We start from the raw sequence: 14,945 nt of genomic DNA on the forward strand, positions 1-14,945 counted from the left end.
AGCGGACCGCCACCGGCCTGGCACTTGGCCCGCTTCCCGGAGTGGTACATCATCCGTCCAGCGGGCCAAGCGCCATTCCGGCGTCGGCCCGCTCAGCTCAAACGTTAGGCAGCGCGGGCGACCTCGTGTTCGGCCTACGCTCGGTCAACACGACACTGGAAGCAGTTGTACTTCGAGCGAATATGAACATAGGCCACATCGGGGTTGCTCAGTATTCGCTCGCACTCGGCACCAAGCTCGCTTCCAGCCACCACGTTACCGGTCTCGTAGCGGATCCAGTCGTCGTGCCCGTAACCCCTTATCAGCGCAGGTTGCAGGTAGGCAAACCATACCGGCAATCCTTCTGCCTCGTACCTCTTGCACGCACGCTGGTGCAGGAAGATTGGTCCAACTTCCGCGTACGGCTGCAGTCTGCTAAATGGCCGGTACGCCAGCACCAACTTGTCGTCGCCCTCGGCAATCAATTGCAGGCAGTGCCTACACGGGTTGGCCAGTCCAACAGCCTTGGCGCGCACTGCCCGCTGGCCGTTCGCATCTTCGCCACCCTTGCGCACCAGGCTCACGATATCCGAGTCAATTCCGCGCACTGCAAGCTTCACTTTGCCGCTCCCGTCTGCAACGAGCCATCCTCGCCGTTGTGCGCATTCCAACAGCAAGCTCGCCAACGGTCTGGCCGCTTCCGGACACGTCAGCCCCGAGCCCAGTTCAAGCAGCGCTGCCTAACCCTTCGCTGGAGCGGACCTCCACCGGCCTGGCACTTGGGCCGCGAGGCTCTCAGGCTTAGCATCCGCCTCGCGGCCCAAGCGCCATCCCGGCGTCGGCCCGCTCAGCTCAAACGTTAGGCCTCAGTACAGCCACTCTGCCTATCGCACAGACTCATGAACGCCCCTCAGTATCAGTGGAGCTGCCACGTCTGCCAAGCCTCAAATCGGGCAGGAACTTCTCTGCGTGCTTCTTGCGGATTCCCGGCCACAGCAACGGGAAAAGACATACATGCGGCAGAACTTGCCCGCCGAAGCACAGATCCGATAGCACCCAGTGCGCACCGCGAAGAACGAAGGAGCCTTCGCTCACTCAACACAGTCGCGTTCCTCACTACTTTCTTCATTGGGTACGTGGTCACTCGCGGGCTGGTGACTGGCTCGCTGCCACAGACGGTTTCTCTCATCCACAACCTACCCATTCTTGTCTTCTTCCGAGTGCGGGCTTTCTGCTCCGGCGAAGACTGAAGAAGCAGGAATTCCCGCCACCCATCTACCTCGCATTTCACCTCTCTAGCGGCTGGCTCTTCGGTCTCGGGTGGGCTACGCGTTTGGCCGCCAAGTAGCACACCGCAGTAATGAGGCCTAACCCTTCGCTGGAGCGGACTCGCACCGGCATGGCACTTGGCCCGCAAGGCGCTCACTGTCATCATTCGCCTCGCGGGCCAAGCACCATACCGGCGCTCTCCGCTCAGCTCAAACGTTAGGCGTCAAAGGGTTCGCATGGTTGATCTCACCACTATCTCTGCGGCAGTTGGTTCGCTCAAGGCTGCGACGGAGATCGCGAAGTTCATCAAGGACAGCGATATTTCCCTGGAGAAGGCTGAGCTAAAGCTGAAGCTTGCCGACCTCATTAGTGCACTGGCTGACGCCAGGATCGAAATGGCCACGCTTCAGGAAGGAATGGCAGCGAGAGAGCAGCAAATCCGCGACCTCGAGGCAAAGCTGAAGGGCGCGCAAGCACTGTCGTTCGATGGAGCTGTTTACTGGCAAGCCGACGACGCCGGAGGGCGAGATGGCCCGTTCTGTCAGCGTTGCCATGATGCGGACTCCAAGCGCGTACGCTTACAACCCGGCCAGAACTCAGGCACTTGGTACTGTCGCCAGTGCAAAGCTGGCTACCACTCGCGCAGTCGATAGCCACCTCGCCAGCCAGTTCCACGAACGAGCACTGACGCCTAACCCTTCGCTGGAGCCGACTCGCACCGGCATGGTACTTGGCCCGCCTCCTGGAGTGGTACATCATCCATCCGGCGGGCCAAGCGCCATCCCGGCGCTCGCGCCTCAGCTCAAACGTTAGACGTCATCGCGGCCGCATCGCATCGCCCCACCAGTCCTTAGCAAGCACCAATCACAACGCCATGCCCGACTCACCCACCATCCGCGAATTGGTCGAGTACGGACTGACGAACGCGGCAGAAGGACGAACGGTTCAGGTCCCTTTGCAAGATCTCCTCTTCGTCAATCAAGTTTTGGGTGAGTTGGTGCGCTTCTTTCATCAACCAGAGCACTTCCCCAATCTGGCCGCGCTGCGAGGCTTTCTGGGCAGTCAAGGTGACGGCGGTGCCTATGAGGTCATGGCAGAGGCTTACTACACAAGACTCAGAGGGATGCTCCCGCCAGACATCGAATCCCTGGTCGCTTCCGGAGCACTCGATCATCCATCACCTCCCGCCTACTATCGGAATGACGCCTAACCCTTCGCTGGAGCCGACTCGCACCGGGATGGCACTTGGCCCGCGAGCCCGTGGTTCTTATCATCGGCCTCGCGGGCCAAGCACCATCCCGGCGCTCGCGCCTCAGCTCAAACGTTAGGCATCACGAGCCATGCGCTATCCCGCAGTGCTTGATCCATCCAAAGTCGGTATGTATCCAGCCTTGGCAAAGTCCGGTGGCGGCTACGTGTGGGACGAGGTGCTCGAATACAGAGTCTGGTGTCATCCAGAGCGCGGAGCCACGGATCTGGATCAAGGCAACGACTACTACTTCCCGTTCGCGTCATACGAAGAGGCACTTGCCTTCTCGGACGCGACCGCCGGAGCAGAAAAGCCAATCGCACTCGTCCTTCAGCGAGAGTTCATCGATGAGTCTGAACCCGGCGTGTTTGTCCACGTCGTTCGTGAGCGCGTGGCCGAATGGGCGGTCAGCTTCTTGTCGAGGCCTCGCCGGGATCATCGAACAATCCCAGACTTCTTCTCCCCTCCGGCACCCTCCAATCGCCTCGAAATCATTCGTGGCTTGGCTCCGCGCGGTGATGCCTAACCCTTCGCCGGAGCCGACTCGCACCGGCATGGCACTTGGCCCGCTTCCCGGAGTGGTCCATCATCCGTACAGCGGGCCAAGCGCCATACCGGCGCTCGCGCCTCAGCTCAAACGTTAGGCATCACAAGAACCACCTCGGGACCGTGTAGTGCCAGTCGAATTCACTGCTCGCCCAGGCTCGTCTGAATGGCCTCGGACGTCGCGAGTCATGCCCGCCTTTGAGGCTGAACGAAATCCATCCCCATGAACGCGCTCCAAGCTCGGGCACTCTTGGAAAGATTGGCGCTCCAGTCAGGGCTAGAGGTATCCACTGCCTCTTCAATTGGCGAGTCGAGGGCCTGGGTCTGTCGTGCGATCGGTGAACGAGCCGAACTGCGGCTCTCTTGGCGGCAATCCGATCAGCGGCTCACACTAGAGGTTTCTCAAGGGCCGCCTAGCGGCAATGTCGCCGGCTGGCTGCTTCTGTACGGCGATGCCTGCGCAGCCCAAGAACTGCCTGAACCCGAATGTTCGGAGCGCAGCTTCGAAAACTGCGTGTCGTATGGCTTAGAACTCATGGCGCCGCGGCAGGCGCAGTGACGCCTAACCCTTCGCTGGAGCGGACTCGCACCGGCATGGCACTTGGCCCGCGAGGCTCTCAGGCTTAGCATCCGCCTCGCGGGCCAAGCACCATCCCGGCGCTCGCCCGCTCAGCTCAAACGTTAGGCCGCACAACCAACAGCGCCCGCGCCCCCTCCGCCCTAAGCTCGTACGCCAATGCACACAACAGCCAAAGTGCCGACCTGGAAGTTCTGGCTTGCATGGCTAGTGCTGGTCCTCTACCTCGCCCTGTTTTCCCTTGTGCTTCTTCGAGAGTGGTATGTCGTCGGTTACGTGGCCGACCCAGCAATACTGGCAACGTATCCATTCGGTTCGGAAGGCCCTGCCGCCGGTGCGCGCAACTACGCCAATGCTGAGATCTACGCGCGCACTGCCGCACTCAATGGCTTGGCTTCAACAACGTTATTGCTCATGGCACTTGTTGCCGGGTGGTGTCGGTCCAGGAGATTGCTCGGCACTTGCCTGGTGTTCGCTGCATCTGCGGTGGTGTGGGGCATCGCGAGTGCGGCCTAACCCTTCGCTGGAGCGGACTCGCACCGGCATAGCACTTGGCCCGCGAGGCGCTTCAGGTCATCATCCGCCTCGCGGGCCAAGCGCTATCCCGGCGCTCTCCGCTCAGCTCAAACGTTAGGCCGCACACGGTGACACCGGAGGACATCAAGCAGCAGTTGATGGCGAACGCCAAAGAGATCACGCGTCTCAACCAAAGGATCGATGAGACCGTACGCAACCGCGGCAAGAACGCCAAGGCCCTGGACGATTGGAAGAGCGCTTGCGCCGAGTTTCATCGGCGCTACGAAGAACTTGCGTTCCCCGGCGGGTATGAGGGGGCGCATGAGCGCATCTTGGCCGGGGAACCGAACACAATCGAAGTCGCCCTCTGCTTCCTCGAGTGCCGGCCATACTTCTTTCGGTCTGGCTACATGTACAAGGCTCTACTCCGCAAGGTCAAGCAAGCACCCTTATCGGAGGCTCAAGAACAGCGGCTTCATCTCGTGCTCGAACGAGTTACCCAGTGGCAAGCCGCTCGGCGGTCAAAACTTGCGGCCTAACCCTTCGCTCGAGCCGACCCGCTCCGGCAAGGCGCTCTGGCCGCCCACAGCCCAGTACCATGTTGCTCTGGTCGGCCAGAGCGCCTTGCCTCCACGGTCGGCTCAGCTCAAACGTTAGGCCTCACATGGAGCCGTCCGTTCAGGGAGCACGATTCCAGATGCACCTCCTCCAACACCTACTCGCACTTGCCATCGTGGCAGTCCCAACAATGTCAGACGCACAGGTTCAGCAGTTCTCTGAAGGTCAGGTTTGGCACTACCGCACACGCGCCTCCGAGCCGAACTCCACGTTGCTCATCAATAAGGTCGAGGTTCAGCCGAAGCTTGGTGAAGTCTTTCATGTGAGCGTTCGCGATGTGCGCGTTAGGAACAAGCACGCTCCGGGTGGAATGTCTACCGAGCTACCGCACTTCCCGGTATCCCGAACCACGCTTCAAGCCTCTGTCACCAAGTTGGTCGGAACCGCGCCGGTTAACCCCGAGTACCGTGAAGGCTATGAAACCTGGCGAAAGGCATTCGAAGAGGGGAATGCCGGCGTCTTCACGATCTCAGTAGCCGAGATTGTTAGCAACGTCGAGTCAATCATCAACAAATAGCAGGTGAGGCCTAACCCTTCGCTCGAGCGGACCTCCACCGGCAAGGCACTTGGCCCGCGAGCCGGTCAAGGTCATCATCCGTCTCGCGGGCCAAGTGCCTTCCCGGCGTCGGCCCGCTCAGCTCAAACGTTAGGCGTCGCAACCCGCACATGCGAGGTGCTCATGGCTGAAGCGAAGACCAAGCCAACGCAAGCGTCGGTGGAGCGGTACATCGATGCAATCGCCGACCCTGAGCGCCGCGGGGACGCCGAGTCGTTGCTCAAGCTCATGCGCCGCGCCACAGCAAGCCCCAGTGATGTGGGCTCAAGCATCGTAGGCTTTGGCAAGTACCCGTACAGCTACGCCACTGGTCGTTCGGGCGAGTCTTGCGCCACAGGCTTTGCCGCCCGCAAAGGCGACATCAGCGTCTACCTGGTGGCAAGCGGGCCGTCTCAACAGGAACTTCTGTCGCGGCTGGGCAGACACAAGATGGGTAAGTCATGTCTGTCCATCAAGCGCCTGGCGGACGTTGATCTTAAAGTGCTGGAGCAGCTCGTTGCCGAGTCGTACGCCGAGGTTCATCGCCTTCACCCAAGCAGCGACGCCTAACCCTTCGCTGGAGCGGACCGCCACCGGCCTGGCACTTGGCCCGCGAAGCGCTCAGGCTTAGCATGCGCCTCGCGGGCCAAGCACCATTCCGGCGTCGGCCCGCTCAGCTCAAACGTTAGGCGTCATGAAACACGCAACCGTACTGCTCTGCGCCTTGGCTTCATGCTTGCAGGTGTTTGCCGCTGACGTTCAGCGTCCCGTGGGAACGAATTGCCAGCTGTCGTCACCACCTGAGTCGGCTGGTGAAGAAATGAACCATGGCATGGTCTTGCGGATATTTCCACGCGCCAAAGACATTGACTCGAACTACACAGGTTGCCAGGTAATGTTGGCTCCCAATGAGGGCAAGTGGGTCGTCGTCTCACTCACCGAAGTAGTCAGGGGTGACCCAATACGAATCTGGTCTGAACACGAGCCCAATTCGACGGTACTTGCTTGCTTGTTCAAGAACGGCAACGTCGTTCGGGGCGATCCTGGCACCTGCCCAGCACCAGAGTTCTTGCTAGTGAAGTCACTGGCTCCCGGCTGCGTGCGCGTCGTACAAGACACCGTGGCCAAGTCCGGCCTTGGTACACCATGGCCGCTGGAATGCAAGTACGAGTGAATGACGCCTAACCCTTCGCTGGAGCGGACCTCCACCGGCCTGGCACTTGGCCCGCGAGGCTCTCATGGTTAGCATCCGCCTCGCGGGCCAACCGCCATCCCGGCGCCGGCCCGCTCAGCTCAAACGTTAGGCCGCACAGCCCACGAGCATTGCACCCATGAGCGATCAAGACATTGCCACCGATGAGGAAGAGTTTCACAGCTCCTTCCGCATCTTCCTGAACGCTGTTGAAATGCTCTCGTCTTCACCAGAAGAACAGTGCCGCCTCATGGGCAACTACAACGTAGCGTGGGAGCTCAAGGAAGACGTTCAGGCTGGCAAGTATTTGGTAGGCCGCGGCTATCTCACTCCAGACGAAGAAGCCTGGGTTCAAGCACTTGCCGCAGCACTAGACCCGATCGACACCCAAGTCCTTCCAAGTGGCAGCGGCGCGGACACCAATCTCGTGGCCATGTCGCATCCTTCCTGGGCACCGGCTAGGTACCTGGCAGCGGAGGTCCTGCTCAAGCTCGCTGCATCAGCTGCATCCAACGCCAAGTTCTTGCGGCTCCCGCAAAGTGCGGCCTAACCCTTCGCTCGAGCGGACCTCCACCGGCCTGGCACTTGGCCCGCGAAGCGCTCAGGCTTAGCATGCGCCTCGCAGGCCAAGCACCATCCCGGTTCCGGCCCGCTCAGCTCAAACGTTAGGCTGCACAGGCATCACCCGTGTCCACCCAGTTCCAGTTCACGACCGACACATCGACGCTCTGCGTATTCGATCTGGCGGCACTCCGGCACCGATTCGAAGAAGACGCCGATTGGTGGGTTCACCCACCGAGTGTCCAGCTGTCGGAACTCAATGCCTCCAATGCTGCATTCATCGACCTGGGCGCTGATGGCAGCTACTCGGGCACGCTCGAAGAAGAAGTCATTCCCAGCCCAAGCCTGGTCCTTGTTCTGTCTTGCCCGAGCGGGAGTGTCTTCGTAGGTGCAGCAGAGGAGACGACTGCTGAAGGAATGGAACCCGATTGCTCTCGCGGTGGGCTCTTGCTCAGTATCCAACCGGGCACGTACCAGTTGAGTCTCGCCAGGCAAGGTGCCCGCGCTCTGCGTATGAGCCTGTCACTCTCGCAGGCTCGGTCAGGCAACGGCTTCACCTCACCGCTGCGTCTTGCTGAGAGTGCAGCCTAACCATTCGCTGGAGCGGACCTCCACCGGCAAGGCACTTGGCCCGCGAGCCGGTTAAGGTCATCATCCGTCTCGCGGGCCAAGCACCTTCCCTGCGTCGGCCCGCTCAGCTCAAACGTTAGGCCTCGCGAATGCGATATCTGCCGCACTACAAATGGTACCTAGCCTCTGCCGCTCTGGTGGCGATGGCACGTTGGTCCGTTGTGGCGTTTCTTGTTCTTCTTCTCTCTTCGCGGTTCACACACACACTTCCCAAGAGCTCAATTGCCGTCGCTTTCGGCGTGCTAGCAGTCTGCGGCTCCAGCGTCTTCGCCATTGCCTTGTGGCTTCGCTGCCCCATCTGCGCGAAGCGTGTCCTCTTAACTTGGAATGCCGACAATCCGGAGAACCAGCGTATCCAAGCGCTGCCGCTGTGGAAGCGAGTCAAAGACGTCTTCTTCCCTAGCGAGTTGTCGGGCCGAGAGGTTTGCTGCGTCCACTGCGGCACCCGGCTGCGGCTCCGGCGCGAGGCCTAACCCTTCGCTGGAGCGGACCGCCACCGGCCTGGCGCTTGGCCCGCTTCCCGGAGTGGTTCATCATCCGTCCAGCGGGCCAAGCGCCATCCCGGCGTCGGCCCGCTCAGCTCAAACGTTAGGCCTACCTGCTACCTCACTGCCAACCTGTACCTAAGAACCTCGGGAGAAGAACTTCATGCGGAAACTGATCGCTGCTCTGGCTCTGTCACTTGGCCTCGGTGCATGTGCAACCTACGAGCCGGTTCCCAAAGAGTACACAGGCCCAACCGCTTCAGTCACCGACACCGGCACCTCAGAGGATGGAACGAAGGCGAGAATGTTTGCGCTCATGGCGATTGACGGCAATCGCATCAACAACGCTTTCTCGGCGAGTGCTAACGCGAGCTACGGTCGTGGCGCTAGCCTGACCACCGTCTATCCAGAACGCAAGGTGCAGGCGCGCCCCATGAAGGTCCTCATTCGGGGCAGTCATGCGACAGGCGCCCCAATCCACGCCATGGCGAGTCAAATGGCCGGTACGTTCTTCTCGGTGGAAGGAACTGTCGATTTCACAGCTGAAGCCGGCCGCACTTACGAAGTCAAGGGCGAACTGACAAAGGAAAAGTCTTCGGTGTGGATCGAAGACACCAGCACTGGCAAGCCAGTGACGGCAGTAATCTCCAAGTAGCGGGCAGGCCTAACCCTTCGCTGGAGCCGACTCGCACCGGCGTGGCACTTGGCCCGCGAGCCAGCCGTTCTTATCATCCGTCTCGCGGGCCAAGCGCCCCACCGGCGCTCGCGCCTCAGCTCAAACGTTAGACAACTCCAGGACGAGATTCCCATGCGCCTTGTCGGCCTCATTCTGCTTTCAAGTGCGCTGCTCCTTGGATGCGCAGCCAAGCCAGTTGTAAGACCCCTCACGTCCGAGTCGTCCAAAGCGATTGTTGTCAAGGCGATCGCGACAAACAACAAGGGTCGCGAGATTGAGCTGCTTCCATACGCTGGAAAGCTGACCGCATGGTTCCCCGTTGTGCAAGGCTCCATCTTCGGCAATCCGACCGACGCCGCCGTCTACAGCGTGCCAGTGATCCTTGGAGAGGACTTCGTACTCGATCTTCGCCAACTTGAATCAGCAGCCCGCCCCTACGCATCCTCGCTCACAGGCGAAATGCTCAATCCGACGATTCGATCTGAACCTTCTTCGATGAAACTGGCGCGCATAGGGACGTTCTTCTACGATCTGGATCAATCCAAGATCGTTTCCGGAGCAGCCTTTCTCGACGACGCATCTCGCGACTTCTTCGTACTCATCTACTCAGATCGTCCCGGCATCATTCGAGGCCACTTCAGGCTTGGGCCAGACACGGTCGATGCGGACCTAGAGATTCAGGAGCCTGGACTTTCTTGGCTTCGAGCCACGAAGGTAGAACAAGGCTATCGCCTGCGCGTCAGCCGCGGAGCAGAACGTCTTCTCTTGGGGACCATGGGTGTTCAGGAGTGAACTGCGAATCGCACAGCAGAGTTGTCTAACCCTTCGCTGGAGCCGACTCGCACCGGCATGGCACTTGGCCCGCGAGCCAGTCGTTCTTATCATCCGTCTCGCGGGCCAAGCGCCACACCGGCGCTCGCGCCTCAGCTCAAACGTTAGGCGTCACTGGCAACACTCGTGCGCCATTCGCGTTCTTCGCCATCTAGTAGCACTGGAGTCTGCGCATGCGCGCGGCTGAGGCGCGAGTTTCCTTGGAGAAGGTAGGGCGGAGGCAGAATGCTTGGTCAGGCTCGCACCATATGGAGCAAGAGTTGAGTCAACCTGAAGCAACGGCGCTCTCCACAGCCAAGAGTTGGCTATTCCGCGCCAAGCTGGTGTCCATCGCCTGCGTCGCTTTCGTGCTTCTCCTAGCAAATACACCGCTGCTTGGCGAGGCAACGCGATTCACCGCAAGTGCAATGGCACTCGCTATCGGGGCAGTCGCCTTCATCTTGGGCATCCGCCAGGCAATGCTGATTCCGCGCCTGGAACGCGAAGCGCAGCAACTAGGCGCTTTGCCCGCTTCCACACAGGCTGGCAAAGAGCAGGTACGCCAAGAAGGTGACGCCTAACCCTTCGCTCGAGCGGATTCGCACCGGCATGGCACTTGGCCCGCGAGGCGCTCACTGTCATCATTCGCCTCGCGGGCCAAGCGCCACACCGGCGCTCTCCGCTCAGCTCAAACGTTAGGCCTCGGAAACAATGCCCCGTTCCAGCTCAACGTCCCCTTCGCTCTTCGACCGAGTGTTCGCAGGTGCACTTTGCGCTGGCGGTCTCACCTTGATCTACGGCGCCTGGAGCTTCCTTCACTACAGCCGTGTCCAGTACTTCGAGCAAGGCAGCATCTTCAAGTTCTTGGCTGGCATTGCCTTTGCCGCCGGGTTCGTGCTGGGCATCAATCGCACAGCCGATCTGCTGTCCGATCTCGCATTCCCGTCCACCGGTCGCAGCACGTCCACGTCTCGGGTGGTGCTTGTCTTGCTCGGCGCAGTGGTGTTGTGGCTAGCACTTGAGTACCTCTAGTCCCGGTGCGCTCAGGCGGCCACCGCCGGTTCCCTACAAGGCCAATCGGTCAAGCCACGGCTGCTCACCGAGGCCTAACCCTTCGCTGGAGCCGACTCGTACCGGCATGGCACTTGGCCCGCGAGCCAGTCATTCTTATCATCCGTCTCGCGGGCCAAGCACCATACCGGCGCTCGCGCCTCAGCTCAAACGTTAGGCGTCACCACACTACTCTCGTCCGGCGACTGCACTCAATGCAATCCACCGAGACCGCTTCGGCTGCCAGGAGACCATTCGCACTATGGGCAGCGTTCGGGCTGCTAGTAGCCGACGCGCTGATTGGTGCCGTCTCGCCGCATGTGCTCTTCAGCTTGTCGCCGGCATCACGGGGCTGGGAACTTCCCTTTCAGCCTGGCGTGTGGATCCTGGCACTACTCCAGGTATTGGTTGCGCTCCTCCTACTCAGGGGCGTCTCTTGGCTGCGTTACCTTCTAGCAGCGCTGGTGCTTACCATCATCGCAGACCAACTACTCCACACAAGTCTGTCGAACCGCTTTCAGAGCTTCCCTTTGGCTACGTTGCGAGACGGACTCAGCGCGCTTCTTCAAGTCGCCGCCGTCCTATTGCTCTTCGTACCGCGTTCCGCTACTTGGTTTCGGCAAGTGCGCACCGGCAGTGACGCCTAACCCTTCGCTGGAGCGGGACCTCCACCGGCATGGCACTTGGCCCGCGAGGCGTTGTGGTTCATCATCCGCCTCGCGGGCCAAGCGCCATCCCGGCTCCGGCCCCTCAGCTCAAACGTTAGGCCTCAGAACGCCCCGCTTGTCGCCTGGGCCGCACGAGAAATCGCGAAGAACCAGCCTGCTCTTTGGGCGGCGCTGCCGACTACATCTAAACCGAACCGCGGAGCACCACATGAAGAAGGCATCCGCAGAAGCGCTGATGCAAAAGCTGCTTGCACTGAGTCACGCGATGGATCAGGTCTGCGCACAGATCGATCAGCTCGAATCAGACGAAGAGAAAGCGCAGCTGCGCCGCGGCATGAGCGGAATGCTGGCAGATGTCTACACCGAGTTGATGCGCCCACTCATTCAGCAGTATCCCGAACTAGACCCAGACACACCGGCCTCAGAAGGCTGAAACATGGGTGGTTCCTGCCGTAGCACGCCAAGCCTGTGGCTTCTTGCTCGCAAGACACTGAGGCCTAACCCTTCGCTCGAGTGGACCGCCACCGGCAAGGCACTTGGCCCGCGCAACGGCTAGTGTCATCATCCGCTGCGCGGGCCAAGCGCCTCACCGGCGCCGGCCCCTCAGCTCAAACGTTAGGCGTCGAATGTCCAAGGCCTCTGTCTTCGCACTTCTCTTCGTTGCCGTTGCGGCGGCTTTGGGAGTACTTCTTCTGCTACGAGGCGCTTCCGCAGCTGAGCCAACTGGAGATGCTGCTGTCATTGCGCAACTTCGCAATGCCGGATCCGATCTCACCAAACCGCACCCAGTTGAGTTCTTCATGTACTTCCCTACTGAAGCAGCGGCGAAGCGTGTCGCTGACAAACTCAACTCGCAAGGCTTCACTGCTAGTGTCAAACCAGCGGCGTCCGGCGGTCTACCTTGGCACACGTTCGCTACACGCCGACTTGTCCCAACGGTCGAGGCAATGGTCAAGTTGCGTGCGGAGCTCACAGCACTCTGCGCGCTAGAGGGTGGCGAGTACGACGGATGGGGAACACCGATAGTCAAATGAGTGCGACGACGCCTAACCCTTCGCTGGAGCGGACCGCCACCGGCCTGGCACTTGGCCCGCGAGGCGCCCAGGCTTAGCATCCGCCTCGCGGGCCAAGCGCCATTCCGGTGTCGGCCCGCTCAGCTCAAACGTTAGGCCGCACCCCGTAACCCTTGAGGCACGCATGTTTAGGAAGTCCATCTTCGCGCCGCTCGTGCTCATCATTCTGGGCGCGCTCTTCCTGCTGTCCAACCTAGGCATTCTGCCCCGCCTTGGGCCTCTATTCGCACGTTGGTGGCCGCTCATCCTCATTGCAGTCGGCCTCGTCTTGCTTTCGCGTCGCATGCGCTGAGTAGCGGGCGCAATGCGGCTCATCTTCGTAGCCGTTGGCGCTTTTGTCGCCAGTGTGGTGGGTCTGGCCTTAGCCGGCGTCGCAATCTGGCGTCTGCGGTGCGAGGGCTTCGGGTGCATCGGTATCGGTGTTGCGTGGTTTGCCTGGGTCACAGCGTTTGCGCTTGTGCTCGTCGTCGGTTTGGTTCTTCATTCGCGGCCGTCGCTGGGAAAGGTCGGCGTCATTACCACCAGAGCCGCGCTTATCGTTCAGGCCATCTTGGCGCTGGTTGCTCTCGCAGCCTGGTTCGCCAACAGTGCGGCCTAACCCTTCGCTGGAGCGGACCGCCACCGGCCTGGCACTTGGGCCACGAGGCTCTCAGGTATAGCATTCGCCTCGCGGCCCAAGCGCCACGCCGGCGTCGGCCCGCTCAGCTCAAACGTTAGGCCGCACCAAGATGCAATCGAGCCACAGCCGAGATCGGTTCCTGAGCCGAGCCTTCATGATCTGCTGGCTCATTGCAGTGCTGGGCTTCCTGATCTACTTCTTCTCCGGAGTTCGCTGGGCACTGCACGCCATGCTCGCAGCTGCTCTTGTTGGGGTAGTCGTAGGAGCAATCAGGTTCTTGTCTTCCGCATCCGAGCAGCAAAACTGAGTCGCATGCTGCTCCCGCTTCAGCCCCACATCCACCTCCATCCTTCCGCAGTTGGCTAGCTTCCCATGGCGCTCAGAATTCGCTAGGTCGCAGTGGCGCTTAACCCAAGCTGGTTCACCTGGCCATTCGTGCAGCCCCAAGCGTGTGCCACGCGCCTATCACTCCTTTGAGCTAGGTCTACAGGCTTGTCACTCATAGCCTCCATGCCAGTTGTGCCAGGTGCGGCCTAACCCTTCGCTGGAGCGGACCGCCACCGGCCTGGCACTTGGGCCGCGAGGCGCTCAGGTTTATGCTGCACCTCGCGGCCCAAGCGCCATTCCGGCGTCGGCCCGCTCAGCTCAAACGTTAGGCCTCATGCCCAAAGTCGCGCGATACGCGTTCGTCCTTCTCGCGTTCACCTTCCTGCTGGCCGCAACAATTGTGCTTGCGCAGCGCTTGGCGGGCGATAGCGACACGTCGCTCCTGGTTCCCTGTGCACTCTTGCTCGTCGGTCTCGGACTCGGAGCGCTACCTTGGTACCTCAGTGCGTCTAAGGATGAAGAGTCCGAGTGTTCTGATTCGTCAAGAAGCGAAGCTGAGTCGGAAGAAGCCCAGGCTGAAGCAGAAGGCGAGCCAACTGTCCACGAGTAGTTGTGACTTGCTTCACCGAGTCCGCGCCATCTCGTACAACCGCGTTCAACACGAACGAGAGCTTGCAGGAGAAAGCGTGTCTTCTAGCCTTGGGGACAAAGCTGCCAGCCCGCGAATGAGGCCTAACCCTTCGCTGGAGCCGACTCGCACCGGCATGGCACTTGGCCCGCGAGCCAGTCGTTCTTATCATCGGTCTCGCGGGCCAAGCACCACACCGGTGCTCGCGCCTCAGCTCAAACGTTAGGCCTCACAGAGCAACAACCATGACAGTCCACTCCGCCAAGTCGCTGTTCGATCAAAACATTCAGAGCGCTCAGGAATGCCTCGATCTGTTCGATGGACTGTCAAAGCTGAAGGTAAACGTAAACCTTGACTGGCTGCTTCGAGCCGCCATCGTTTTTGCAGTATCCGCGCTAGACACCTATTTTCACGACAAGGTGAAGTACAAGGTGGGCCACTTTTCGCTCAATGACCTGCCTCCTCAGCTTGCAAACTTCCAGATTCCGATTCGTGAGCTTGTCACCTGGGATGAGGCGCAGCGGAAGGGAAACGTCCTCCGCAATTGGGTTACCGACCACCTTTCCGTCCGGCCACTCCAGTCCCCCACCGCGATCGCGGATGCGATGAAGCTAGCTGGGTATGAGAGCCTTTGGGATCGCATCGAACCGAACAAGACGCACAAGCAGGCTCTCCTAGAGAAGTTCAACTCGTTGATCAAGCGCCGCAACCAGATCTCCCACGAAGGAGATCGCGAGCAGTCTCGTCGCAGTGGGAAGAAGCTGCGCGAGATCACGCGGGACTCGGTCGAAACGACAATCAAGTTCGTTGAGGATCTCATCGTGAAGGTCGAGACTGCGTTCCCCAAGTGAGGCCTAACCCTTCGCTCGAGCGGACCTCCACCGGGATGGCACTTGGCCCGCGAAGCACTCAGGCTTAGCATGTGCCTCGCGGGCCA

21 protein-coding genes are annotated in these 14,945 nt (G+C 60.6%); 20 read left to right on the forward strand and 1 reads right to left on the reverse strand.

Translation table 11 applies throughout. The features are described from left to right. Positions 1 to 134 precede the first annotated feature (134 nt). On the reverse strand, positions 135 to 599 hold the full coding sequence (locus HZ992_RS14765; RefSeq protein WP_209382597.1) for a DUF1203 domain-containing protein: 465 nt from the start codon (positions 597 to 599) through the stop codon (positions 135 to 137). A gap of 885 nt (positions 600 to 1,484) precedes the next feature. Here HZ992_RS14765 and HZ992_RS14770 point away from each other — a divergent pair. From HZ992_RS14770 to HZ992_RS14860, 20 genes are all read left to right on the forward strand, one after another. After that, the gene (locus HZ992_RS14770) at positions 1,485 to 1,901 is read left to right on the forward strand and encodes a hypothetical protein (protein WP_209382598.1); all 417 of its coding nucleotides are present in this window, start codon (positions 1,485 to 1,487) and stop codon (positions 1,899 to 1,901) included. Between the two features lie 221 nt (positions 1,902 to 2,122). Next, positions 2,123 to 2,458: a hypothetical protein gene (locus tag HZ992_RS14775; protein WP_209382599.1), complete on the forward strand. Its 336-nt coding sequence runs from the start codon at positions 2,123 to 2,125 to the stop codon at positions 2,456 to 2,458. A 130-nt stretch (positions 2,459 to 2,588) separates the two neighbouring features. Then, entirely contained in the window at positions 2,589 to 3,023 is a 435-nt protein-coding gene (locus HZ992_RS14780) for a GCN5 family acetyltransferase (RefSeq protein WP_209382600.1), read from the forward strand. A gap of 774 nt (positions 3,024 to 3,797) precedes the next feature. Then, positions 3,798 to 4,136 (forward strand): hypothetical protein, encoded by a 339-nt coding sequence (locus HZ992_RS14785; protein WP_209382601.1) that lies wholly within the window; start codon positions 3,798 to 3,800, stop codon positions 4,134 to 4,136. 128 nt (positions 4,137 to 4,264) lie between these two features. Further along, positions 4,265 to 4,675: a hypothetical protein gene (locus HZ992_RS14790; protein WP_209382602.1), complete on the forward strand. Its 411-nt coding sequence runs from the start codon at positions 4,265 to 4,267 to the stop codon at positions 4,673 to 4,675. Between the two features lie 158 nt (positions 4,676 to 4,833). Continuing rightward, the gene (locus HZ992_RS14795) at positions 4,834 to 5,271 is read left to right on the forward strand and encodes a hypothetical protein (protein WP_209382603.1); all 438 of its coding nucleotides are present in this window, start codon (positions 4,834 to 4,836) and stop codon (positions 5,269 to 5,271) included. A 162-nt stretch (positions 5,272 to 5,433) separates the two neighbouring features. Beyond that, complete coding sequence (locus HZ992_RS14800; protein WP_209382604.1) at positions 5,434 to 5,859, forward strand: DUF1801 domain-containing protein; 426 nt, start codon at positions 5,434 to 5,436, stop codon at positions 5,857 to 5,859. 124 nt (positions 5,860 to 5,983) lie between these two features. Further along, on the forward strand, positions 5,984 to 6,463 hold the full coding sequence (locus HZ992_RS14805) for a hypothetical protein (protein ID WP_209382605.1): 480 nt from the start codon (positions 5,984 to 5,986) through the stop codon (positions 6,461 to 6,463). A gap of 157 nt (positions 6,464 to 6,620) precedes the next feature. After that, the gene (locus HZ992_RS14810) at positions 6,621 to 7,031 is read left to right on the forward strand and encodes a hypothetical protein (RefSeq protein ID WP_209382606.1); all 411 of its coding nucleotides are present in this window, start codon (positions 6,621 to 6,623) and stop codon (positions 7,029 to 7,031) included. A 137-nt stretch (positions 7,032 to 7,168) separates the two neighbouring features. After that, positions 7,169 to 7,633 carry a DUF6386 family protein gene (locus tag HZ992_RS14815; RefSeq protein WP_209382607.1) on the forward strand — a complete coding sequence of 155 codons (465 nt, stop codon included), beginning with the start codon at positions 7,169 to 7,171 and terminating at the stop codon, positions 7,631 to 7,633. A 687-nt stretch (positions 7,634 to 8,320) separates the two neighbouring features. After that, on the forward strand, positions 8,321 to 8,812 hold the full coding sequence (locus tag HZ992_RS14820; RefSeq protein ID WP_209382608.1) for a hypothetical protein: 492 nt from the start codon (positions 8,321 to 8,323) through the stop codon (positions 8,810 to 8,812). A 153-nt stretch (positions 8,813 to 8,965) separates the two neighbouring features. Beyond that, positions 8,966 to 9,625, forward strand: coding sequence for a hypothetical protein (locus tag HZ992_RS14825; protein ID WP_209382609.1), 660 nt, complete (start codon positions 8,966 to 8,968; stop codon positions 9,623 to 9,625). Between the two features lie 299 nt (positions 9,626 to 9,924). Next, positions 9,925 to 10,224: a hypothetical protein gene (locus HZ992_RS14830; RefSeq protein ID WP_209382610.1), complete on the forward strand. Its 300-nt coding sequence runs from the start codon at positions 9,925 to 9,927 to the stop codon at positions 10,222 to 10,224. 208 nt (positions 10,225 to 10,432) lie between these two features. Next, positions 10,433 to 10,675 (forward strand): hypothetical protein, encoded by a 243-nt coding sequence (locus tag HZ992_RS14835; RefSeq protein WP_209382611.1) that lies wholly within the window; start codon positions 10,433 to 10,435, stop codon positions 10,673 to 10,675. An 894-nt stretch (positions 10,676 to 11,569) separates the two neighbouring features. Beyond that, complete coding sequence (locus tag HZ992_RS14840) at positions 11,570 to 11,794, forward strand: hypothetical protein (RefSeq protein WP_209382612.1); 225 nt, start codon at positions 11,570 to 11,572, stop codon at positions 11,792 to 11,794. Positions 11,795 to 11,987: 193 nt separating this feature from the next. Beyond that, complete coding sequence (locus HZ992_RS26140; protein ID WP_209382613.1) at positions 11,988 to 12,395, forward strand: ribonuclease E inhibitor RraB; 408 nt, start codon at positions 11,988 to 11,990, stop codon at positions 12,393 to 12,395. A gap of 163 nt (positions 12,396 to 12,558) precedes the next feature. Continuing rightward, positions 12,559 to 12,726: a LiaF transmembrane domain-containing protein gene (locus HZ992_RS25790; protein WP_245213043.1), complete on the forward strand. Its 168-nt coding sequence runs from the start codon at positions 12,559 to 12,561 to the stop codon at positions 12,724 to 12,726. Between the two features lie 12 nt (positions 12,727 to 12,738). Beyond that, a complete protein-coding gene (locus HZ992_RS14850) occupies positions 12,739 to 13,032 on the forward strand; it encodes a hypothetical protein (RefSeq protein WP_209382614.1) in 294 nt (97 codons plus the stop codon). A 175-nt stretch (positions 13,033 to 13,207) separates the two neighbouring features. Next, complete coding sequence (locus HZ992_RS14855; protein ID WP_209382615.1) at positions 13,208 to 13,360, forward strand: hypothetical protein; 153 nt, start codon at positions 13,208 to 13,210, stop codon at positions 13,358 to 13,360. Positions 13,361 to 14,253: 893 nt separating this feature from the next. Next, positions 14,254 to 14,859, forward strand: a complete 606-nt coding sequence (locus HZ992_RS14860; RefSeq protein WP_209382616.1) for a HEPN domain-containing protein — start codon at positions 14,254 to 14,256, stop codon at positions 14,857 to 14,859. The last annotated feature ends 86 nt before the right edge of the window (positions 14,860 to 14,945 follow it).

Origin of the sequence: Rhizobacter sp. AJA081-3 (assembly GCF_017795745.1) — a bacterium.
Taxonomy (GTDB): domain Bacteria; phylum Pseudomonadota; class Gammaproteobacteria; order Burkholderiales; family Burkholderiaceae_C; genus Piscinibacter.

Coding starts and splice junctions, on each gene's coding strand:
- HZ992_RS14805 (WP_209382605.1), top strand. CDS start 5,984: ATGAAACACGCAACCGTACTGCTCTGCGCCTTGGCTTCATGCTTGCAG.
- HZ992_RS14800 (WP_209382604.1), top strand. CDS start 5,434: ATGGCTGAAGCGAAGACCAAGCCAACGCAAGCGTCGGTGGAGCGGTAC.
- HZ992_RS14795 (WP_209382603.1), top strand. CDS start 4,834: ATGCACCTCCTCCAACACCTACTCGCACTTGCCATCGTGGCAGTCCCA.
- HZ992_RS14825 (WP_209382609.1), top strand. CDS start 8,966: ATGCGCCTTGTCGGCCTCATTCTGCTTTCAAGTGCGCTGCTCCTTGGA.
- HZ992_RS14780 (WP_209382600.1), top strand. CDS start 2,589: ATGCGCTATCCCGCAGTGCTTGATCCATCCAAAGTCGGTATGTATCCA.
- HZ992_RS14770 (WP_209382598.1), top strand. CDS start 1,485: ATGGTTGATCTCACCACTATCTCTGCGGCAGTTGGTTCGCTCAAGGCT.
- HZ992_RS14810 (WP_209382606.1), top strand. CDS start 6,621: ATGAGCGATCAAGACATTGCCACCGATGAGGAAGAGTTTCACAGCTCC.
- HZ992_RS25790 (WP_245213043.1), top strand. CDS start 12,559: ATGTTTAGGAAGTCCATCTTCGCGCCGCTCGTGCTCATCATTCTGGGC.
- HZ992_RS26140 (WP_209382613.1), top strand. CDS start 11,988: ATGTCCAAGGCCTCTGTCTTCGCACTTCTCTTCGTTGCCGTTGCGGCG.
- HZ992_RS14840 (WP_209382612.1), top strand. CDS start 11,570: ATGAAGAAGGCATCCGCAGAAGCGCTGATGCAAAAGCTGCTTGCACTG.
- HZ992_RS14860 (WP_209382616.1), top strand. CDS start 14,254: ATGACAGTCCACTCCGCCAAGTCGCTGTTCGATCAAAACATTCAGAGC.
- HZ992_RS14820 (WP_209382608.1), top strand. CDS start 8,321: ATGCGGAAACTGATCGCTGCTCTGGCTCTGTCACTTGGCCTCGGTGCA.
- HZ992_RS14855 (WP_209382615.1), top strand. CDS start 13,208: ATGATCTGCTGGCTCATTGCAGTGCTGGGCTTCCTGATCTACTTCTTC.
- HZ992_RS14850 (WP_209382614.1), top strand. CDS start 12,739: ATGCGGCTCATCTTCGTAGCCGTTGGCGCTTTTGTCGCCAGTGTGGTG.
- HZ992_RS14775 (WP_209382599.1), top strand. CDS start 2,123: ATGCCCGACTCACCCACCATCCGCGAATTGGTCGAGTACGGACTGACG.